This is a genomic window from Mucilaginibacter yixingensis, assembly GCF_041080815.1.
GTDB lineage: Bacteria > Bacteroidota > Bacteroidia > Sphingobacteriales > Sphingobacteriaceae > Mucilaginibacter > Mucilaginibacter yixingensis.
Map to the genome: position 1 here is coordinate 2,452,094 of NZ_CP160205.1, position 18,635 is coordinate 2,470,728.

At 44.1% G+C, this 18,635-nt stretch carries 22 protein-coding genes; 8 read left to right on the forward strand and 14 right to left on the reverse strand.

Going from position 1 to position 18,635, the window contains the following annotated elements; genetic code table 11:
- The first annotated feature begins 1 nt into the window (after position 1).
- Positions 2 to 811, forward strand: coding sequence for a pyrroline-5-carboxylate reductase (gene proC, locus ABZR88_RS09865; protein ID WP_107828810.1), 810 nt, complete (start codon positions 2 to 4; stop codon positions 809 to 811).
- Positions 812 to 927: 116 nt separating this feature from the next.
- Positions 928 to 2,304, forward strand: coding sequence for an aspartate kinase (locus ABZR88_RS09870; RefSeq protein ID WP_107828811.1), 1,377 nt, complete (start codon positions 928 to 930; stop codon positions 2,302 to 2,304).
- Between the two features lie 128 nt (positions 2,305 to 2,432).
- On the opposite strand, the gene ABZR88_RS09875 is transcribed toward ABZR88_RS09870, so the two are convergent.
- A complete protein-coding gene (locus ABZR88_RS09875; RefSeq protein ID WP_245917048.1) occupies positions 2,433 to 3,533 on the reverse strand; it encodes a DNA topoisomerase IB in 1,101 nt (366 codons plus the stop codon).
- Between the two features lie 84 nt (positions 3,534 to 3,617).
- Here ABZR88_RS09875 and ABZR88_RS09880 point away from each other — a divergent pair, with 84 nt between their 5' ends.
- Positions 3,618 to 4,646: an aldo/keto reductase gene (locus ABZR88_RS09880; protein ID WP_107829006.1), complete on the forward strand. Its 1,029-nt coding sequence runs from the start codon at positions 3,618 to 3,620 to the stop codon at positions 4,644 to 4,646.
- A 154-nt stretch (positions 4,647 to 4,800) separates the two neighbouring features.
- Here the strand turns inward: ABZR88_RS09880 and ABZR88_RS09885 are convergent, their stop codons facing one another.
- From ABZR88_RS09885 to ABZR88_RS09900, 4 genes are all read right to left on the reverse strand, one after another.
- On the reverse strand, positions 4,801 to 5,088 hold the full coding sequence (locus ABZR88_RS09885; RefSeq protein WP_107828813.1) for a hypothetical protein: 288 nt from the start codon (positions 5,086 to 5,088) through the stop codon (positions 4,801 to 4,803).
- 96 nt (positions 5,089 to 5,184) lie between these two features.
- Positions 5,185 to 5,832 (reverse strand): HAD family hydrolase, encoded by a 648-nt coding sequence (locus ABZR88_RS09890; protein WP_107828814.1) that lies wholly within the window; start codon positions 5,830 to 5,832, stop codon positions 5,185 to 5,187.
- 19 nt (positions 5,833 to 5,851) lie between these two features.
- Positions 5,852 to 6,436, reverse strand: a complete 585-nt coding sequence (locus ABZR88_RS09895; RefSeq protein WP_107828815.1) for a riboflavin synthase — start codon at positions 6,434 to 6,436, stop codon at positions 5,852 to 5,854.
- A gap of 121 nt (positions 6,437 to 6,557) precedes the next feature.
- Complete coding sequence (locus tag ABZR88_RS09900; RefSeq protein WP_107828816.1) at positions 6,558 to 7,058, reverse strand: SRPBCC domain-containing protein; 501 nt, start codon at positions 7,056 to 7,058, stop codon at positions 6,558 to 6,560.
- A gap of 89 nt (positions 7,059 to 7,147) precedes the next feature.
- Between ABZR88_RS09900 and ABZR88_RS09905 the strand changes: the two genes are divergently transcribed.
- Positions 7,148 to 7,609, forward strand: coding sequence for an NUDIX domain-containing protein (locus tag ABZR88_RS09905; protein ID WP_107828817.1), 462 nt, complete (start codon positions 7,148 to 7,150; stop codon positions 7,607 to 7,609).
- Positions 7,610 to 7,741: 132 nt separating this feature from the next.
- Here the strand turns inward: ABZR88_RS09905 and accC are convergent, their stop codons facing one another.
- On the reverse strand, positions 7,742 to 9,229 hold the full coding sequence (gene accC / locus ABZR88_RS09910; RefSeq protein WP_107828818.1) for an acetyl-CoA carboxylase biotin carboxylase subunit: 1,488 nt from the start codon (positions 9,227 to 9,229) through the stop codon (positions 7,742 to 7,744).
- 100 nt (positions 9,230 to 9,329) lie between these two features.
- On the opposite strand from accC, the gene ABZR88_RS09915 reads away from it, so the two are divergent.
- A complete protein-coding gene (locus ABZR88_RS09915) occupies positions 9,330 to 10,037 on the forward strand; it encodes a hypothetical protein (RefSeq protein ID WP_146166542.1) in 708 nt (235 codons plus the stop codon).
- A 1-nt stretch (position 10,038) separates the two neighbouring features.
- Here ABZR88_RS09915 and ABZR88_RS09920 read toward each other — a convergent pair whose 3' ends face one another.
- A complete protein-coding gene (locus ABZR88_RS09920) occupies positions 10,039 to 10,404 on the reverse strand; it encodes a VOC family protein (RefSeq protein ID WP_107828820.1) in 366 nt (121 codons plus the stop codon).
- A gap of 94 nt (positions 10,405 to 10,498) precedes the next feature.
- On the opposite strand from ABZR88_RS09920, the gene ABZR88_RS09925 reads away from it, so the two are divergent.
- The 3 genes from ABZR88_RS09925 to ABZR88_RS09935 all read left to right on the forward strand — a co-directional run bounded on the left by ABZR88_RS09925 (position 10,499) and on the right by ABZR88_RS09935 (position 13,783).
- Positions 10,499 to 11,404, forward strand: a complete 906-nt coding sequence (locus ABZR88_RS09925; RefSeq protein ID WP_107828821.1) for an ABC transporter ATP-binding protein — start codon at positions 10,499 to 10,501, stop codon at positions 11,402 to 11,404.
- A 3-nt stretch (positions 11,405 to 11,407) separates the two neighbouring features.
- The gene (locus tag ABZR88_RS09930; RefSeq protein ID WP_107828822.1) at positions 11,408 to 12,721 is read left to right on the forward strand and encodes an ABC transporter permease; all 1,314 of its coding nucleotides are present in this window, start codon (positions 11,408 to 11,410) and stop codon (positions 12,719 to 12,721) included.
- A gap of 108 nt (positions 12,722 to 12,829) precedes the next feature.
- Positions 12,830 to 13,783 carry an exopolyphosphatase gene (locus tag ABZR88_RS09935; protein WP_107828823.1) on the forward strand — a complete coding sequence of 318 codons (954 nt, stop codon included), beginning with the start codon at positions 12,830 to 12,832 and terminating at the stop codon, positions 13,781 to 13,783.
- Between the two features lies 1 nt (position 13,784).
- Here ABZR88_RS09935 and ABZR88_RS09940 read toward each other — a convergent pair whose 3' ends face one another.
- The 7 genes from ABZR88_RS09940 to ABZR88_RS09970 form a co-directional block, all read right to left on the reverse strand.
- Entirely contained in the window at positions 13,785 to 14,090 is a 306-nt protein-coding gene (locus ABZR88_RS09940) for a hypothetical protein (RefSeq protein ID WP_107828824.1), read from the reverse strand.
- A gap of 2 nt (positions 14,091 to 14,092) precedes the next feature.
- Complete coding sequence (locus ABZR88_RS09945) at positions 14,093 to 15,490, reverse strand: radical SAM protein (RefSeq protein WP_107828825.1); 1,398 nt, start codon at positions 15,488 to 15,490, stop codon at positions 14,093 to 14,095.
- The gene (locus tag ABZR88_RS09950) at positions 15,462 to 16,229 is read right to left on the reverse strand and encodes a prolipoprotein diacylglyceryl transferase (RefSeq protein ID WP_107829007.1); all 768 of its coding nucleotides are present in this window, start codon (positions 16,227 to 16,229) and stop codon (positions 15,462 to 15,464) included. Before ABZR88_RS09950 ends, ABZR88_RS09945 begins: the two co-directional genes overlap by 29 nt.
- Positions 16,230 to 16,283: 54 nt before the next feature.
- Positions 16,284 to 17,012, reverse strand: coding sequence for a carboxypeptidase-like regulatory domain-containing protein (locus ABZR88_RS09955; RefSeq protein ID WP_107828826.1), 729 nt, complete (start codon positions 17,010 to 17,012; stop codon positions 16,284 to 16,286).
- 129 nt (positions 17,013 to 17,141) lie between these two features.
- A complete protein-coding gene (locus tag ABZR88_RS09960; RefSeq protein WP_107828827.1) occupies positions 17,142 to 17,561 on the reverse strand; it encodes a cytochrome c in 420 nt (139 codons plus the stop codon).
- The gene (locus ABZR88_RS09965) at positions 17,558 to 18,211 is read right to left on the reverse strand and encodes an SCO family protein (protein WP_107828828.1); all 654 of its coding nucleotides are present in this window, start codon (positions 18,209 to 18,211) and stop codon (positions 17,558 to 17,560) included. Before ABZR88_RS09965 ends, ABZR88_RS09960 begins: the two co-directional genes overlap by 4 nt.
- Positions 18,208 to 18,633, reverse strand: a complete 426-nt coding sequence (locus ABZR88_RS09970; protein WP_146166543.1) for a hypothetical protein — start codon at positions 18,631 to 18,633, stop codon at positions 18,208 to 18,210. Before ABZR88_RS09970 ends, ABZR88_RS09965 begins: the two co-directional genes overlap by 4 nt.
- Positions 18,634 to 18,635 lie beyond the last annotated feature (2 nt).

An 18,635-nucleotide genomic window follows, 5' to 3' on the forward strand; every position in this document is an offset into this window, starting at 1 on the left:
CATGAACAATCAGCATATAGCCATTTTAGGCAGCGGTAATATTGGGCTGTCACTGGCAAAAGGACTGGCCAAGGCTAAAATCTATTCGCCAGCACAAATTACCCTTACCCGCCGTAATGTGGCGGCTTTAGCGCCTTTAAAAGAAGAAGGTTTTTTAACTACCGGCAATAATGCAGAAGCAGTAAAGCAAGCCGATATTATCGTGTTAGCTATCCTGCCGCAGCAATTAAATAAACTGCTGGATGAGGTTAAATCTGCTATTGATCCGGCTAAGCACCTGTTGATATCCGTTATTTCTGGCGTTAGCTGTGAGGATATTCGCAAATACCTGGGTATGGAAGTGCAAGTGGTACGTGTGATGCCTAACACGGCTATCTCCATCGGTCAGTCAATGACTTGTATTGCTACCGATAATGCCACAGAAGAGAACGTAAACATTGTAAAAGCCATGTTTGATTCTGTTGGCGTAAGCATCCAGATCAATGAGGAGCTGATGACATCGGCCACGGCGCTGTGTGCGTGTGGTATTGCATTCTTCCTCCGCGCAATCCGTGCGGCATCACAAGGTGGTACAGAGATTGGTTTCCACGCGCACGACGCACTGAAAATGGCCGCTCAAACAGCTAAAGGTGCTGCCGATTTGCTGCTGCAACTGGCATCGCATCCAGAGCATGAAATTGACAAAGTAACATCGCCAAAAGGCTGTACCATTGCCGGTTTGAACGAGATGGAGCACAATGGTTTCAGCTCGGCCATGATTAAAGGCATCAAAACATCGGCAGAAAAAGCTGGTGTACTTTATAAAGATTGAGTTTATATAATGAGTGAATGAGTGAGTTTTGAATGAGTGATTAGATCTCTTCAAATCCATCAATTCACTCATTCGCTCCTTCAAAATTCACTCATTAATTATATTACTCATTATAAATGTTTACTGTAGAAAAAATTGGCGGCACCTCTATGAGTGCCCTGAAACAAGTAATTGATAACGTCATCCTTTTTGAACGCGAGGGTGATGCGCTTTACAACCGTATTTTTGTAGTATCGGCCTTCTCTGGCGTTACCAACCTGTTGCTGGAGAACAAAAAAACCGGTGAACCTGGTGTATACCATCGCCTGGCTCAGCATCAGGATTTTCATAAACCACTGAAAGAACTGGTTATTAAACTGAAAGAGATTAACACTCAATATGTTGATTTGGGTTTAAACCTGGCCGAAGCCGATACCTTCATTGAAAACCATATTAATGACGCACAGAAATACCTGGAAAACCTGTCGAACATCTTAGCTTCAGGTTATGTAAGTCAGGAAAGTATCTTGCAAGCCGCACGTGAGATTCTGGCCTCTATCGGCGAAAGTCACTCTGCTTATAACTTTACGCAGATCCTTAACAATATGGGCATCAACGCTACTTTGGTGGATTTGAGCGGTTTACATGACCATCATCAATACACTATAGATCAGCGAATTAAGCATTCTTTCGCAAACATCGACTTTAAGAAAACCATCTGTATTGTAACCGGCTACGCCAAAGGTACTGAAGGTATTATGCGCGAGTTTGACCGTGGCTATAGCGAGGTAACCTTCAGCAAGATTGCACAGGAGTTGAAACCTGATGAAGCTATCATCCACAAAGAATACCACCTTTCTACTGCCGATCCTGGCATTGTGGGTGTAGAAAACTGCATCCCGGTTGGTAACACCAACTATGACATTGCAGATCAGCTGGCAGACGTAGGTATGGAGGCCATCCACCCGAAAGCTTCAAAACCGCTGGAAATTAACGGTATTAATCTGCGTATTAAAAACACTTTCGAGCCTGCTCACCCAGGTACGCTGATCACAAAGGATTTTGTAAGCGAAACCAAACGTGTAGAGGTAATTACCGGTACTGATAAACTAGTACTGATTGATGTTTACGATCCGCTGATGGTAAGCAACGTAGGCTCTGACTTGAAAATCATGCAGATTTTTGCCGACAATAAAATCAGCTACATTTTCAAAGCCACCAGCGCCAACAGCATTTCTATCGTGATCTGGGAACGCGATTTCGATCAAAAACTGGTAAGCGATCTGGAGAGCGAATTTGAAAAAGTAACCGTAGAGAAAACTGCTATGGTGTGCATGCTGGGTACTAATATGGACTACCCTGGCCTGCTGGCCCACGCTGCACAAGCTTTAACCGATGCAGGCATCAATATCATGAGCGCCGGTTTTGCGCTGAGAAAAGTAAACATCCAGTTCCTGGTGGCGCGCGATCGTTTTAAAGACGCGGTGATTGCCTTGAATAGGGCGATGGCATAACATAGATTCAAACACGTCATTGCGAGGAACGAAGCAATCTCTGTACAGGACAATCGGACACGCTAATCCGACATGCATCTGCAGAGATTGCTTCGTTCCTCGCAATGACGTGTTTGTTTAATTTGCCATTAACTGGCTTCCGCAAGCTTCTCATTTTCCAATATCTGTAACAGCGCCTTCTCTGCTGTATTTAGCTCTGCCGCTTTAATATCTTTCTGTCCATCCAAATCGCTTATATAGCGAAAGATCCTCCCCTCTTCATAGCTTTTAATCACCGTTGGATGTACGTAGTACTTTTTGCAAACAGTGCGGGTGTTGCCCAGGTTAACGGCCACTTCATCCAACACACTGATAATTTTCTTTTTACATTCTGATACCGTTTCAAATTCGCCGGCTTCTTTAAAAGCATATAGAGCGCTTACACTACCTGCCCAGGTGCGGAAATCTTTAGCAGTAAAATCTTCGCCGGTTATATTTTTCAGATAAGTATTTACATCCCCTGAACCAATGGAACAATGCTGACCATCGGCATTATAATATTGAAAAAGCTCTTTACCTGGAATATCGCGGCATTGCTTAACCAGTCGCGCCAGTTTTTTGCTTTGGAGGGCAATGTTGTGTATTACGCCCTTCTTGCCCTTGAACTGAAAGTTGATTTTTGAACCTTCAATTTTTACGTGCTTATCCATCAGCGTGGTGAGACCGAAAGAGCCGTACAGCTTCTTGTACGATTCATTCCCTACCCTTATGCTGGTTAACTCCATTAAACGAACTACCAGAGCTATCACCTTATCATGATCCAGGTTGTGTCGCGCCAAATCCTTATCTACCTGTTGGCGAATAGCGGGCAAATGTGCGGCGAAGGTTTGTAAACGATGGTATTTAGATTGATTGCGAATACGGTTCCAATCCGGATGATAGCGGTATTGTTTTCGACCCGCCGCATCTACGCCTGTGAACTGTAAGTGACTGTTTTCTTTAGGCGAAATCCATACATTAGTATAAGCCGGAGGAATGACTAGTCTTTTAAAGCGATGAATTAGCTCTTTATCCTTAACCAAATTATTATCAGCATCATAAAAAGAAAAACCTGCACCAGATTTTTTGCGGGTATAACCGGGCATCGTGTCCGACACGTAGCATAAACCCACAGCACGGGCGGTTACTTTGGGGTCGCGGCCAATTTTTTCTAACTTCTTTTCCAGGCGTGTCATTACCAGTATTAACATTATATTAAAACATAAAGTTTTGATATTGAAATGACCGATGGATTAGGCGGAAAACCTAAACTTGTGTTTAATCCACATCAAACTATGAAATACAACTTTTTAGGAAACACCGGCCTGCTGGTGTCTGAACTCTGTTTTGGCACCATGACCTTTGGCGGTTCTGAGGGCATTTGGGAACACGTTGGCAAGGTACAGCAGGATGAAGTGAACGACCTGATTAAAACAGCCGTTGACGCCGGCATTAATTTCTTTGATACGGCTAACGTTTATTCTTACGGTCTATCAGAGCAATTGCTTGGTCAATCCATTAAAACATTAGGACTAAATCGCAACGAGTTAGTAATTGCCACCAAAGTACGCGGTAGGATGAGCAAGGATGTTAACGCTATTGGCCTGTCCCGCTTCCACATTTTTAATTCAGTTGATGAAAGTCTGAAGCGCTTGCAACTAGACCATATTGATGTACTGTACGTACACGGTGTCGATCTGAAAACACCGATCGAAGAGACTATGCGTGCATTGAACGACATAGTGCTGACTGGCAAAGTGCGTTACATAGCCGTTTGCAACTGGCCGGCCTGGATGGTAATGAAGGCGCTGGGTATTGCCGAGAAACATGGCTGGAACAAATTTGTAGGCCTGCAGTATTACTATTCGCTTTCTGGTCGTGATATTGAGCGCGAAATCATTCCTCTGGCACAGGGAGAAAATCTGGGCGTAATGCCATGGAGCCCCCTAGCAGGCGGGTTCCTGAGCGGTAAGTATACTCGTAACAATGAGAAAGCCGGCGATTCTCGTCGTGATGCTTTTGACTTCCCGCCGGTAAATAAGGAGCAAGCGTATGACATTATAGATGCTGCGGCCAAAATTGCCGAAAGCCACAATGTATCTGTAGCACAGGTTGCACTGGCCTGGGTAAGGCATCAACCGGGAATAACCAGCACTATTATTGGCGCTAAACGTGTAGAACAGTTGAACGACAACATCAAGTCGACTGAAATCCAGCTAAATGCTGAAGAACTAGCTATTTTAGATGGATTGAGCTCGCTGCCAAAAGAATACCCAGGCTGGATGGTTGAAAGGCAGAGTGCTGATAGAGAGCCTGCTCAGTAGATTTTAGATTCAAAAATAGAGAATCAAGATGCCGGATAAACTTTCTCGCAAATAATAATCAAAACCAAGAAAGCCGCTTCAATTGAAGCGGCTTTCTTGGTTGCCTAAATTTCTTTACTCTTGATTCTATCCTCTTGAATCAAGCCCAACAAACTTATTTCCCCATCGCTTCCTGTTCTTTAAGGGCAGCAACGTTGTTTTGGGTGTTAAATTTGTCGGTCTGAGTAGCAAAGTCTTCCAGAATGCCGGCAATGGTATCCAGATTTTCTGATACACGCTGGTGCATATCAGGCAGATCTTTTTCCAGGCGTTTGTTGCCCAGATCAATGTTATCTACCTCAATTTTAGCGAGTTTTTGTATAATGGCCAGCTGACTGTTCTTCAGGTCTTCCAACTCGTGAACAATTTTTTCCATCAGCGCAGATTTCTTTAACGTATCCATAACTGTGTTCTTTTTATTGGTTGATACTGATAAAGCAACAGCCTTTTACAAGAATTTGTTTAGATAATTAACAAGACAATTTACGCAACCAGATCTTTAATCAGCTAATTGTCCTGATAACCAGCGCTGAAAGTCATCCACCGATGTAAACAAAAAATCAGGATTAAGCGGTTGTAGTTCACTTAAATTGGTGGTGGTAGCCCAGGCCGCGGCTGCTATTGGCTCACCAATTTCTTTGCAATACTTAATATCGCTTGGGGCGTCGCCTACATATAATGCGTCCTGTACGTCAACATTCAGACGTTTTAACACAGAACGAATGCCATTAACTTTATTTGGCCCCTCCGGCGATCCTGTTTCCAGTATATCAAAGTACTTAGACAAACCGAATTGTTTCAGCGACAATCGGGTGCTGTCCATACCCTTACCCGTCACCATAGCTAACGGCACATTTTCAGTTGCAAGCCAGTCGAGTAATTGCGTTATTCCTGGAAAAGGTACGGGACAGGTATGATGCAATTCTTCATAATGCTGTAAGTAAGCCGCAACTCCGGCCTTTTCATACTGCGGAATCAGTTTACGGATCGTCCCCTCTTCTGATGGACCAAACGTGGCTATAATATCATCGTCGCTAATAGCTTTGCCCAATAACGGCTCCACACTCTTTCTAAATGCAGCTATACAAAGCGGCAAAGTATCGGCAATAGTGCCGTCAAGGTCAAATATAATGGCTTTGAATTTCATAGGGCAACAAGAGCGGGCATTAACGGTTCATTAAACGGGCAACATACTTGCCAATAATATCAAACTCCAGGTTAATGGTGCTACCCTGACGCACATGCTGCAGGTTGGTATGCTCATAAGTATAAGGAATAATGGCTACAGAAAAGCCGTTATCGGTAGAGTTCACTACAGTTAGACTGATACCATTAACACAGATTGATCCTTTTTCTACCGTTACATTCCCTGTAGCGGCGTCATATTCAAAAGTGTATTCCCAGCTACCATCCAGTTCTTTGTAGGATGTACATACCGCAGTTTGGTCAACGTGGCCCTGCACAATGTGACCATCCAGTCGGGCGTTCATTTGCATGCAGCGCTCCAGATTTACCAGATCGCCTACTTTAAGCAGGCCAATATTGGTTTTGTTCAGGGTTTCCTCAATTGCCGTTACCGTATGTGTACCATCGGTAACAGCAACTACGGTTAAACAAACGCCATTGTGCGCCACAGACTGATCTATCTTCAACAAATGTGAAATAGCCGAAGCCACGGTGATGTGCACATTGCCATGGTCATGACGCAGTTCTGTAACAGCGCCCAGTGTTTCTATAATGCCGGTAAACATGGCTGCTAAATTAAAGATTATCCCCCTAACCCCCTAAAGGGGGGAACGATTTTTACTCAGGGTGTATATTTCTCAAGATCTTATGCAAAAAGAATCTCCCCATTTAAGGGGGCGGTAGGCCTCACTTAAAACTACTCATCACATCCACCTCCTTATTGCGCAGATCAATACCACCCTGGTAGATAGATTTTAGGTTAGCCAAATAGAATACCCAAGCATTCTGGCACCCTACAAATAAACTTTTTGATGGATCTTTTTCAAACGGTATGCTTTCTTGTACCAGATCAATCATGGTTAAATCGTTTCGTTTATTGATGTAAACACTAACAACGCTACCACCTGAAAAACTAAATTTAATAAAATCTTTACCGTTAGCTTCCAGGATCTGACCGTGCTCTTTCACATCGTCTGGCCAGCCGTGCCAGCGCCACTCGTAGCGGTCGGTTTTGGCCACAAACTCTCCGGGAGCACGCTTTCTGCCCGCACTGGTAAAGAAATCAGCCTCGCGCAGAAACCAGCTTTCCAATCCGCCTGATGTGGTCCAGGCCTCATAAGCGGCACGAACGGGGATATTGAGGTCGGCCGTTATTTTAAATTGTGTCCAGCGTTTATCCGCTATCATTAGTTTTCGTGTTGGTAGCTTTAAATATCGAAATAATTAGCGAAAGGCCAACAACCAGCTTACAACCAGCATTCTATATATTTGTGTTTATGGCGAAGAAAAGCGCAGGCATATTACTCTATCGGCTAAAAGCAAACGAGCCTGAGATATTTCTGGTGCATCCCGGAGGCCCTTTTTGGCGCAATAAAGACGAGGGTGCCTGGAGCATTCCCAAAGGAGAATTTGAAGATAACGAAGACGCACTTACAGCTGCTAAACGTGAGTTTTGGGAAGAAACAGGTCAAAATATCGACGGCGATTTTATCGAACTGCACCCCATCAAGCAGAAAAGCGGCAAACTGGTTTACGCTTGGGCGCTGAATCGAGATATTGACGCAGCCAGCATTAAGAGCAACATTTTCTCTATTGAATGGCCTCCCCGCTCCGGCCGAATGGCCGATTTTCCCGAGGTAGACAAGGCAGAGTGGTTTGAGATTGAAATAGCTTTAAAAAAGATCAATCCCGCACAGATTGGCTTGGTGGAGCAGTTGGTCGGTTTATTGTCGACATGATCGATACCAAAAACATTTGTCATTGCGAGGAGGAACGACGAAGCAATCTCGTCCGAGGACTAATTAGCAAGCGACGAGATTGCTTCGCGCACTGCCCCTTCTCCACCTTGCTCGCAATGACAAAGCGGCTAATCAGTTAAACCCGCGCCTATTCTTCACCCAATTTGATTGTTCTTCTGTGACCGATGTACTCATCCCCGTCTTTTGCACTTGACCTAACAGCTGCGTTAATAAAGCCGCTGCAATCAAAGCCTCTTCATCATCAGTTTTATTTAACACATCCGGCGTAAAGTATTTCTTAACAAAGTGCGTATCAAACTTACCCGAGGTAAACGCCTCATGCTCCATCACAAAACGACCGAAACCGAGTGTGGTAGTAATACCGGTAATGGTATATTCATCAATGGCGCGAATCATTCGTTCGATGGCTTCATTACGATCAGCGCCATAGGTGATCAATTTGGCAATCATCGGGTCATAATAAATCGGGATCTCCATGCCTTGCTCAAAACCATCATCCACACGCACACCGGGACCTTTTGGAGTGACGTATGTTTTTAGTGTGCCAATATCCGGCAGGAAATTATTAGCCGGGTCTTCAGCATAAACACGCAATTCTACGGCATGGCCTTGTATCTCCAGGTCTTCTTGTTTAAAACTGATAGGCTCTCCCCTCGCAATTCTGATTTGTTCTTTTACCAGGTCAATCCCGGTAATCAATTCGGTGACCGGATGCTCTACCTGCAAACGAGTGTTCATTTCCAGGAAATAAAAATTCAATTGCTCATCCAGAATAAACTCCACGGTACCCGCACCGGTATAATTAACAGACCGGGCCACATCAACCGCACAACGCCCCATTTGCTCGCGTATTTCAGGAGTTAGTACCGATGATGGCGCCTCCTCAATTACTTTCTGGTGACGACGTTGCACCGAGCATTCACGCTCAAACAAATGCACTATATTGCCGTGTGTATCGCCCAATACCTGAATTTCTATATGCCGGGGAGAAGAAACATATCGCTCTATAAACACAGAGCCATCACCAAAGGCCGAAGTGGCTTCTGATACCGCCAACTGCATCTGCTCTTCAAAGTCTGAGGCTTGCTCTACAATACGCATCCCCTTACCCCCTCCGCCTGCTGCTGCTTTAATCAAAATAGGGAAACCTACCTCAATGGCTCGCGCTTTGGCATCTGCTACATCAGTAATAGCTTCTTCAGTACCAGGCACCATCGGAATGTTATACTTTAAAGCCGCAGCTTTGGCTGAGAGCTTGTTACCCATCACCTCCATGGCTTCAGGCGATGGGCCAATGAGAATCAAACCCTCTTTACGCACCAATTGGGCAAAAGCAGGGTTTTCTGAAAGGAAGCCGTAACCCGGATGAATAGCCTCAGCGCCCGTTGCTTTACAAGCGGCAATGATCTTCTCGCCCACCAGGTATGATTGGCTGCTTGGCGCATCACCAATATATACGGCCTCATCGGCATAGCGTACATGCAGGGCGTCACGGTCTGCCGCTGAATATACGGCTACCGTTTGAATACCCATCTCGCGCGCTGAACGCATTACCCGCAGGGCAATCTCGCCACGGTTAGCAACCAGTATTTTCTTCATAGATTATCAAAGTTATAATAATTGCGCACTTATCAGTAGCTACTTTACAGTTTCAAAATAGTGTAATGCCTTTAATTTATAAATGTCTTATATTTATTTTATGAAACTCAAACCTTTCCTTATTCTGGCGATTTGTACCATGGCATTGAGCAGTTGCATGAAGCCTATTATAAACCCCGACGGCAGTCTAAATATCGACAAGAACACAGGCGGCGATGGCGGATCTACACCGCTAAGTAACGCCGATACCTATCAGCCTGTTACCAAAGGCTCTACCTGGACTTACGCCGTAGCGTTGAGCGGTCAAAACTACAGCACCACAGGTACCATGACAGGCGACCGCACCATTTTTAATGGTAAAACCTATTATAACATTGCGGCAACAGCAACTCTGCAAGGTGCCGCCTCTGGCACCAGCTACTTTTACTCAAGCCAGCATGTTTACGCCAACCGTGGCACTTCAATCGTGGCAAATGTAACGGTAGAAATGCCCTACCTGATAGATACTGTGGCTGTTGGCCATACGTGGAAAGCGCAAGTGAATGATTCTGGTGTTATTAACGGCACCCAAGGTAGGTTTGTAGGTACCATGGTAGAACGGAACATCGCCAAAACAGTTGCAGGTAAATCCTACAGCAACGTAATGCATACCCAAATTGATTTGCAATACAACGTACAGGGCACGTTTCAAAGCTTTGGCACTTATGATTATTATATTGCCAAAGGTGTAGGCGTAATTGAACTGGACGCAAGCGCATTTGGCATGACCATTAGTAATGAAGTATTGACCAGTTACAGCATCAAATAATTCACATTGCAATTACAATCCGGAAGCCATCAGGGTCAGTAAAAGTGCGACCATTATTGTTCCAATAAGGATTTTTTGCAACAACCTCGGCTATATCGGCACGCCTGAATCGGTCTAAGATTTGGTTTCTTTCTTTTTCAGTGTCAGGATAAAACACCAGCAGATCGTCGTCATCAGGCTGATGTATTGGCGCCTCTGCCGATGTAGTAAACTCCAGATGCCATGCTGCATGGGGTATTCCTATAAATACACCATCATAACCGGCATGGTCTTTAAATTCGCCCAACAACTGAAGGCCCAGTAATTGGGTATAAAAATCTATTATTGGCTGGAGATGATCTGTATGCCGTGCGGTGCGGAGTTTCATAAGGTATAGTTTACTTAAAAATTAATCAAAAGTAAAGTTGTAACATTAAATCTGTACCTTCATCTAATCCCTAAAAATATAACTGATCTCATAAATGCTAAGTATCCGCAATATTGTCAAACAATACGCCGGGCACCGTGCGCTTAGCGATGTAAGCCTGGAAGTAGAAAGCGGACAGGTTTACGGTCTGTTAGGACCCAATGGCGCCGGGAAAACCTCCCTCATCCGTATCATTAACCAAATTACCGCACCAGACTCTGGCCAGGTACTGATTAATGGCGAGAAACTCAACCAAAGTCATATTGAAAAGATAGGTTACATGCCCGAAGAACGTGGTCTCTATAAAAAAATGGAGATTGGCGAGCAAATGATCTACCTGGCCCGACTAAAAGGTATGAGCCGCGAAGATGCCCGCAAGCGACTGAAATACTGGTTTGAGAAACTAAGCATGGAAGCCTGGTGGAACAAAAAGGTTGAAGAGCTATCTAAAGGCATGCAGCAAAAAGCCCAGTTTGTGGCCACCATACTGCACGATCCTGAACTGATTATTCTTGATGAACCATTTAGCGGTTTTGACCCGGTTAACGCCGAGTTAATTAAAGACGAGATTTTGGAACTAAACCGAAAAGGCGCCACCATTATCTTCTCTACCCACCGTATGGAATCGGTAGAAGAACTATGTGATGCCATTGCGCTGATTGATCGTTCGCATAAAATCTTAGACGGCCGGGTTAAGGATATCCGTAATTCATACCGGGACGATACCTACCTGATTGAATACGTAGGCAACAAGCTTGACTTTGATGGTACACAACCATTTCAATTATTAGACGAGGTGGCCGGCGAAGATAGTTTTACCATCCGCATAAAACTCAACGGTACTACATCAAACGATGTGCTGCAATACCTTATTCCTAAGGCACGCATTCAGTTGTTACAGGAAGTGATACCGGGGATGAACGAGATATTTATTAAGAAAGTAACCGAAATGAACCGATAAGCCATGAATAAAATTTTACTCATTATACAACGCGAATATCTATCGCGCGTTCGCAAAAAAGCATTCCTGGTAATGACCTTTGCCGTGCCCGGCCTGGTATTGGTTGCTTATGCACTAGCCTTCTTTTTGATTAAGAACAAAGAAGGACAAGATATATCGATAGTTAATGTAGCTGATCAAAGTGGTGTGTTCGCCCATCAGTTTAAAGATACCAAACTTGTAAAATTTACTGTGGCCGACAAGCCTGTGGCCGAGCTAAAAAAAGACCTGAAGGATAATCCGAGTCTATTTGTACTGGAAATTCCGCAAACTTATAGCGGAAAGAGCGGTGTTCACCTTTATTCATCAACCAAGCCAAGCTTGGTTTTAAGCGAAGAGATTGACAACCAGATGGAAAAGATCTCTAATAATGACCAAATGGTTAAAGCGCACATTGATACGGCCAAACTTTACAAAATAGACAGCAAGATTTCTATAGACACGAAACAAATTACCGCCGAGGGTGAAAAAGATGCCGGTGTAGGTACAGCCATGGGCTTTTCTATTGCCGGCGCTATTTTGGTATATATGTCTTTATTTATTTATGGCGCACAGGTAATGCGGGGAGTAATAGAAGAGAAAACGAACCGGATTATAGAAGTGATTGTTTCTTCTGTAAAACCATTCCAGCTGATGCTCGGTAAGATTATTGGCGTTGGCATGGTTGGCCTGACCCAGTTTTTACTTTGGATCGTGCTTTCTACCGCGGTAACTTATGTAGCCGCCAACATGTTTTCAAATAACAAGGCATCAGTAAAAACCGAAAAAACCACCGGCGTAAGCGCAGCTTTACAACAAAGCGCTAAACCGCAAAACCCGGTTGGGCAAATGCTCTCTAAGTTAGACAATAGTAACTGGGGTAAAGAATTGGGCGCTTTTGCGTTCTACTTCCTTACCGGTTACCTGCTTTATAGTGCATTGTTTGCGGCGGTCGGTTCGGCAGTAGATAGTGAAACCGAGACGCAGCAATTTATGATGCCCATAACGATGCCGCTGCTGTTTACCTATATTATATCAGTTACATACCTGTTTCAGGCGCCAAACAGTAATCTGGCGGTATGGTTGTCTATGATCCCTTTTACGGCACCGGTAGTAATGATGATCCGTATGCCGTTTGACCCGCCTATGTGGCAAATTGCTCTGTCTGCATTTATGATGATAGTTGGCTTTTTGTTCACCACCTGGGTGGCTGCCCGCATTTACCGTGTTGGTATTTTGATGTATGGCAAAAAGACCAGCTATAAAGAAATGAAAAAGTGGTTTTTCTATAAAGAGTAAACCTCCCTCCCGCTAAAAAACTTTATCGAATAGCGATGCGTAAAACCCATCGCTATTTTTTTTGAAAACATATATTTGAAAAACTAAGTTACTTACCATACAACTGATATGACTAACGCCGAACAAACCAACACCACCAAAGGTCCCGTAGCTGTGATGGATCTGGGCACCAATACTTTTCACCTGTTGATTGCAGACGGACAAGGCAGCAATTACCAGGAGCTGGTGCATATAACCGAACCAGTGAAACTGGGCCAGGGTGGCATTAACAAGGGCGTTATACAACCCGATGCGTTTGAACGAGGCATTACAACTATGAATCGTTTTGGCGATCATATCAAACAGCATCATGTAAAAGCGGTGAAAGCCATGGCCACATCGGCCATGCGCAGCACATCCAACGGGCCAGATTTTATTGCGCAGGTTAAGCAAAACACCGGCATTGAAATAGAGATAATTGACGGCAACGCCGAAGCCGCTTACATTTACCAGGGTGTAAATGCGTCGGGGTGTTTAGGTAATGAGCGATCTCTTATCTTGGATATCGGCGGTGGTAGCGTAGAGTTTATTATCTGTAATAACGAACGGATTTACTGGAAACAAAGCTTTGAAATTGGCGCAGCCAGGCTGATGGACAAATTTCACCAAACAGACCCCATTCCTGCTGATTGTATTGGTGAGTTAAACGAGTACCTGGAAGCAACCTTGCAACCATTATTTGAAGCGGCCAAGCAAATGCCGGTAAGTAGAGTGGTTGGCTCATCAGGTGCATTTGAAACTTTTGCTGAGGTGATTGAACTGGAAAAAGGCAACCCATTTGATCTGAAAACGCTGAAATGTATGGAGTTTGAAGAAGATGATTTTATCGCCCTCACCTCACGCCTTATTGCTTCATCTCACCAGGAACGCGCGGTCATCAAGGGCATCATTCCGCTACGGGTGGATATGATTGTTTCGGCATCGCTGGTAACTCGCTACGTAATGCATAAATTAGGTATACATCAGGTAGCTATGACCACCTGGGCTTTAAAAGAAGGTGTGTTGGTTGGTTTGCTAAGTTAGCTTAATGGACTGCAAATGCCCCCACGCAAGTGGCAAAACCAATTCCCGCTATTAATAAGCCTGCTATGGCCCATTCCCACTTTCTGGCAAACGGTGCTATTAGTATGCATAAAATTGCGTGGCCAATCAGTATAACTGCATCATAAATAAGGCCCTCTTCTCCACCAACAACCGCGCGGAAAATTATGGTATAACCAGCCATAACAAGCAAGTTTATCCCCACAATTTTCATATTTGTTTTTGATTTGTTCTCAGGCGATGGTGGAAACGGGGTATTTTCTGATTGCTGATCGTTTTGACTTTCCATAGCTATATGGCCATTTCGTTTTTAATTTGGTTCAGATAGTTCACTTTATCATCGCGATAAAACAAGTTCATGGTTTCAAACGGAATGATATTCAAGTCTTTATTTACAATATGCACGCATGATTTTTTTATGGCACGCACATCAAAATTATGCGCATCAATAAACTGCATAATAATTACACGGAACAGATTATCATAAGCCAGTCCGGGCGCATCAATCTCAGGCAGGCAGCACATAATGGAATTGAGATGTTCCTGCGCTTTATCAACTGAGTTACCTGTGCTAAACATATTGATCAGGTGCATTTTCAAACGTTCGTCCTGCTCATACACGATGGTATTTTTGGAGTTATCCAGCAAATCATTCGGGTTGATCATCCGCGTAAGCGGGAACACCTGTCCGCCTAGTTTTAGTGCATATCCCATTACCAGCGCATCCGGATTGCAAGGCACCGGCAGCAGGTCATCGCTATTGAAAATATCACTTTGTTCCAAAATGGCAGAGCGCACTTCGGTCAGGGTGTATCGATCTGACTGTGTTTCAAAATTATCCAATCGACCCGCCTCCTGTGTTGGTTGGAAAGTTACCCCACGCACACAACGCTGTTGAAGCCCATATTCAATAATCTCACCTATCTCATCGGTATTCAAACCTTTCTGTAGAGTAACTACCAGTGTGGTGGAGAGATTATATTTATTGAGATTTTCAATCGCTTTACGTCTCACTTCGCGCAGATCTTCGCCACGCAGTTGCTCCAGGGCTTCCTTTTTAAATGAGTCAAACTGCAGGTAGATCTCAAAATCGGGCATGTAGGTTGCCAGCCGCTTTACAAACTCCTCGTCTTTAGCTATGCGGATGCCGTTTGTATTGACCATCAGGTGCCTGATGGGTTTTGTTTTGGCAATATCCAGAATCTCAAAAAACTGCGGATGCACGGTGGGCTCTCCCCCACTAATCTGTACCACATCTGGCTGCCCCTCGTTGCGCACTATCACATCGAGCATTTGCTCTATTTCTTCTAAGGTACGATGACGGCCATAATGCGGCGATGACATGGCGTAGCAGGTCGGACAAGTCAGGTTACAACGATCGGTCACCTCAACAATGGTTAAGCACGAGTGCTGCTCATGATCCTGACACAAGCCGCAATCATACGGACAGCCGTAATGCGTTTTGGTATTAAAACGCAAAGGCATTTCGCTGCGCTTGGCGTAGTTGCGGCAGTTCTTATAATATTCTATATCGGTAGCTATCAGCACTTTCTCCCGGCCGTGTTGCGGGCAGTTTTTCAGCATGTAGACCTTGCTGTCTTCAAACACAATTTTGGCGTCAACCCGCTTTAAACAGGTTGAACAAATACTTACGGTAAAATCATAGTAGATGTACGGACGTTCGGGCATAGGTTTTTATAAGGCGTTTAGGGAACAGAAATACTTTATAATAATAAACAATTCCGGCCACACAAACCAACTGAATTACCGACAGACCGAAGGAAAAGAAATAATCAGGCTTAATAAATTCTACCAATAACCTGAATACCAGATAAGCCGACAGCAAGAGTTTAAACCGTGCCCCATCAGCCAGTTTGTACCTGTGTTCTATCAATAAAAGGGCGAGCCAAAGCCCCATCCAAAAAAGTATTTCATAAAGATTAGTAGGATGGCGATGTACTCCGTCGCCAAAATCAATCCCCCAGGGCAAGCTGGTAGCGTTACCATAGGTGCCATCCCCTAAACCGGCCAGAAAACATCCTGTTCTGCCGATAATCATAGCCAGAATAAGTGGATACACCATCAAATCGCCCGAAGATGGTTTTACACCGATGGCTTTTTTGGTCAATTCAACTGCAACCAATCCGCCTAAAAAACCGCCGGTGATGGTTTTATTAGCTATCAGGTAAACCAGATCAAACTTAAACTCGTTGGGCTTTTCCAGTACTCCTACCAAATGCGCCCCAATGATGGCGCCAAAAGCAGCACCGCAAAAAATAATGAGCCGGTTGGCCTCACTTATAACATCAACAGTTTTGCGGCGCAGATAAGCATAATAACGATATCCCAGAAAATAAGCCAGGGTTTCGCAAATCAGGTGCGCGGGGATGGACGATTTGCCCAAGGGAATATCTACAGGAAAGTGCAAGGCGGCTAAATTATATACAGCTAATATAACCAGTGCTATAACTTGCCACAACCATCAACCGAAAATCTTTTTAACCGGGCGTTTGACAAAACGGTAATACCAGCGTTTGTAAAATGGGGCACGCACTACAACAACCCCTCCCAACATTGCCCTTCTTTCATCCATTTTAACGTCGTAATAATTGTTGGTGGTAATTGGGGTAACTAACTGATTGTATCCGATATAATCAAACTCGAGTGTCTTTGCATCTTGAGGTACTGTAATTTGAAACCTGCCATTTACGTCAGTAGCTACAGCGGTATTAGTACCTGGTAGTTTTACGGTAACTCCTATTAATGGCTGTCTGTTATCACTAACACATCCGGTAAGCATGCGATTTTTTGAAGAATGCACAGGCCCTGCAACCTTTCCCAACATAATTGTTTTTGGTGTGGCTATTGTGTCACTTTGTTCTTGAGCAGGTTTGTCCTGCGCCTGTGCTTTGAACAAAGGAAGCATGCTGGTTAACGCACCTGCAATGGCCAGCTTTTTCCACCAGCTTGCCTGTTGTAGATTTTGAGCATACAGTTTATTGTTGACCGTATTAAACTGCATGGCATCAAATTTACCGCATACATTATGCGTGCCGGAGAGGTAATTAATCACCTGCTGATCGGTCATTACAGAGAAGTCTATTACCGTTTTAGCGCAGCTTTGGCAAAAACGGCCTTGTTCCTCCTTCTTCATGTTGTCCCATTGTTCATGACAGGGTTGCGGGATGCTGATGTGTTTAATGGCTTGCATAATTTATGGTCTTAATGAGTTGATTTATCATTAAGATGCCGTAGCTGCCACCATTCCATAAACTTGATAATATTTTTTCGGCCCGTTTGGTAACAAAAAACCCCGGATGATTGTCCGGGGTTTTACTGTTTATTTGCAGCCTGCCAGGTCTTTTTGTACGGCGGCATTATCATGCACCCCCGCCTTATTGCCAAAGGAGTTAAGTACATAAGTAATTACTTCAGCAGCTTCTATTGGCGACAGGTTTTGCTGCGGCATTGCCTGCCCTTCGTAGGTTTTTCCTTTAACCACAATGGTTTGTTTTAAGCCATTATGAAGAAAACAAGCCAGTTCATGGCGGTGCGTTTTCAAAAACACGCTATCTGTAAGCGGTGGGATCAATTCGCCCAAACCCTCCCCGTTCTGTCCGTGGCAATTTTGGCAATTAGACTGATAAATAGCTTGACCGTTAGCATAGTAACGACTATAGTTCAACTCGCCTTCATTCTGGCAGGCGGTTATAATAGCTACCAGTACTAAAATTATCCCAATTGCTTTTAATGCCTTCATTGTGCAATGCTTTGATCTGGTTCTGCACGCAGGGTTTTAATGTCTGCTATCAATTGCTGCACTTTATCTGGCAACGTACCGTCATAAGCGCCACGGATGCGTCCTTGCTTGTCAATCAGCACAAAATAGCCCTGATGCACATAGCCACCGGGAGCCTTATTATCTTCGGCTACAGATACCAAATATTTGGCTGCCAATGCGTAGGTCTCATCTTTTTTACCTTGTAAAAACCACCAGGTATTACCTTTCGCGCCCAGTTTGTCGGCATATTTTTTCAATACAGCCACACTATCATATTTCGGGTCGATGCTGTGCGAGAGGATTTTAAAATCGTTCTGATTTTTAAACTCGTTATATACCGCCAGCATGTTGCGATGCATTACCGGGCAGATTGACGGGCAACTGGTAAAAAAGAAATCGGCCACGTAAATTTTACCGTTCAGGTTTTTATTGGTGATACTATCGCCATACTGATTGATAAATTTATACTGTGGGATGGTCTGATAAACGGTATCAACTACCTCTTTGCCGTCAACCGTTTTGGTAACAGCCTGCCTATCGCCATAAATTGGCAGTGCTTTGTTAGCGCCCGATTTACAGCCCACATAAACAAGCCCCAGTGCAGCAGCTAAAATGATGAGTTTCTTCATTTTACTTCGGTCAAAAATTTAGTAGATGCATCAGCGGCAACATCCAGCAATGAATCAATAGTGGCGATCTGACGTTGCTGGCTATGCAGATACTCCATTACCTCCTGGTGCGATTTACCGGTATAATCCGGATTAAACTTGTGCATCCAGTTTTGCATGGCATCGTCTGCCGCGTCAATTTGTTTAATTAAACCGTTTACTTTCCCGGTTTTAACAGCATCATTTGGATATTTCTTCAACAGCGTATCCAGTTTGCTTTTATTGGTAAGCACCAGTTCGTCCTTATCCATCATTTTATCGTGCAGTTGCAGGATAACGTCTTGCTGTTTCTTTTCTTGTTCTTTGTTGCCGCCAGCGCTATTGCAGGCAATAATAGAGGCCGCTGCAAAGCAAGTCGCTATAAATAGATAAAATTTCATCATTT

What these genes read in the sequence shown, in the direction of transcription:
- proC (WP_107828810.1), top strand. Translation starts at nt 2, where the DNA reads ATGAACAATCAGCATATAGCCATTTTAGGCAGCGGTAATATTGGGCTG.
- ABZR88_RS09870 (WP_107828811.1), top strand. Translation starts at nt 928, where the DNA reads ATGTTTACTGTAGAAAAAATTGGCGGCACCTCTATGAGTGCCCTGAAA.
- ABZR88_RS09875 (WP_245917048.1), bottom strand. Translation starts at nt 3,533, where the DNA reads ATGTTAATACTGGTAATGACACGCCTGGAAAAGAAGTTAGAAAAAATT.
- ABZR88_RS09880 (WP_107829006.1), top strand. Translation starts at nt 3,618, where the DNA reads ATGAAATACAACTTTTTAGGAAACACCGGCCTGCTGGTGTCTGAACTC.
- ABZR88_RS09885 (WP_107828813.1), bottom strand. Translation starts at nt 5,088, where the DNA reads ATGGATACGTTAAAGAAATCTGCGCTGATGGAAAAAATTGTTCACGAG.
- ABZR88_RS09890 (WP_107828814.1), bottom strand. Translation starts at nt 5,832, where the DNA reads ATGAAATTCAAAGCCATTATATTTGACCTTGACGGCACTATTGCCGAT.
- ABZR88_RS09895 (WP_107828815.1), bottom strand. Translation starts at nt 6,436, where the DNA reads ATGTTTACCGGCATTATAGAAACACTGGGCGCTGTTACAGAACTGCGT.
- ABZR88_RS09900 (WP_107828816.1), bottom strand. Translation starts at nt 7,058, where the DNA reads ATGATAGCGGATAAACGCTGGACACAATTTAAAATAACGGCCGACCTC.
- ABZR88_RS09905 (WP_107828817.1), top strand. Translation starts at nt 7,148, where the DNA reads ATGGCGAAGAAAAGCGCAGGCATATTACTCTATCGGCTAAAAGCAAAC.
- accC (WP_107828818.1), bottom strand. Translation starts at nt 9,229, where the DNA reads ATGAAGAAAATACTGGTTGCTAACCGTGGCGAGATTGCCCTGCGGGTA.
- ABZR88_RS09915 (WP_146166542.1), top strand. Translation starts at nt 9,330, where the DNA reads ATGAAACTCAAACCTTTCCTTATTCTGGCGATTTGTACCATGGCATTG.
- ABZR88_RS09920 (WP_107828820.1), bottom strand. Translation starts at nt 10,404, where the DNA reads ATGAAACTCCGCACCGCACGGCATACAGATCATCTCCAGCCAATAATA.
- ABZR88_RS09925 (WP_107828821.1), top strand. Translation starts at nt 10,499, where the DNA reads ATGCTAAGTATCCGCAATATTGTCAAACAATACGCCGGGCACCGTGCG.
- ABZR88_RS09930 (WP_107828822.1), top strand. Translation starts at nt 11,408, where the DNA reads ATGAATAAAATTTTACTCATTATACAACGCGAATATCTATCGCGCGTT.
- ABZR88_RS09935 (WP_107828823.1), top strand. Translation starts at nt 12,830, where the DNA reads ATGACTAACGCCGAACAAACCAACACCACCAAAGGTCCCGTAGCTGTG.
- ABZR88_RS09940 (WP_107828824.1), bottom strand. Translation starts at nt 14,090, where the DNA reads ATGGAAAGTCAAAACGATCAGCAATCAGAAAATACCCCGTTTCCACCA.
- ABZR88_RS09945 (WP_107828825.1), bottom strand. Translation starts at nt 15,490, where the DNA reads ATGCCCGAACGTCCGTACATCTACTATGATTTTACCGTAAGTATTTGT.
- ABZR88_RS09955 (WP_107828826.1), bottom strand. Translation starts at nt 17,012, where the DNA reads ATGCAAGCCATTAAACACATCAGCATCCCGCAACCCTGTCATGAACAA.
- ABZR88_RS09960 (WP_107828827.1), bottom strand. Translation starts at nt 17,561, where the DNA reads ATGAAGGCATTAAAAGCAATTGGGATAATTTTAGTACTGGTAGCTATT.
- ABZR88_RS09965 (WP_107828828.1), bottom strand. Translation starts at nt 18,211, where the DNA reads ATGAAGAAACTCATCATTTTAGCTGCTGCACTGGGGCTTGTTTATGTG.
- ABZR88_RS09970 (WP_146166543.1), bottom strand. Translation starts at nt 18,633, where the DNA reads ATGATGAAATTTTATCTATTTATAGCGACTTGCTTTGCAGCGGCCTCT.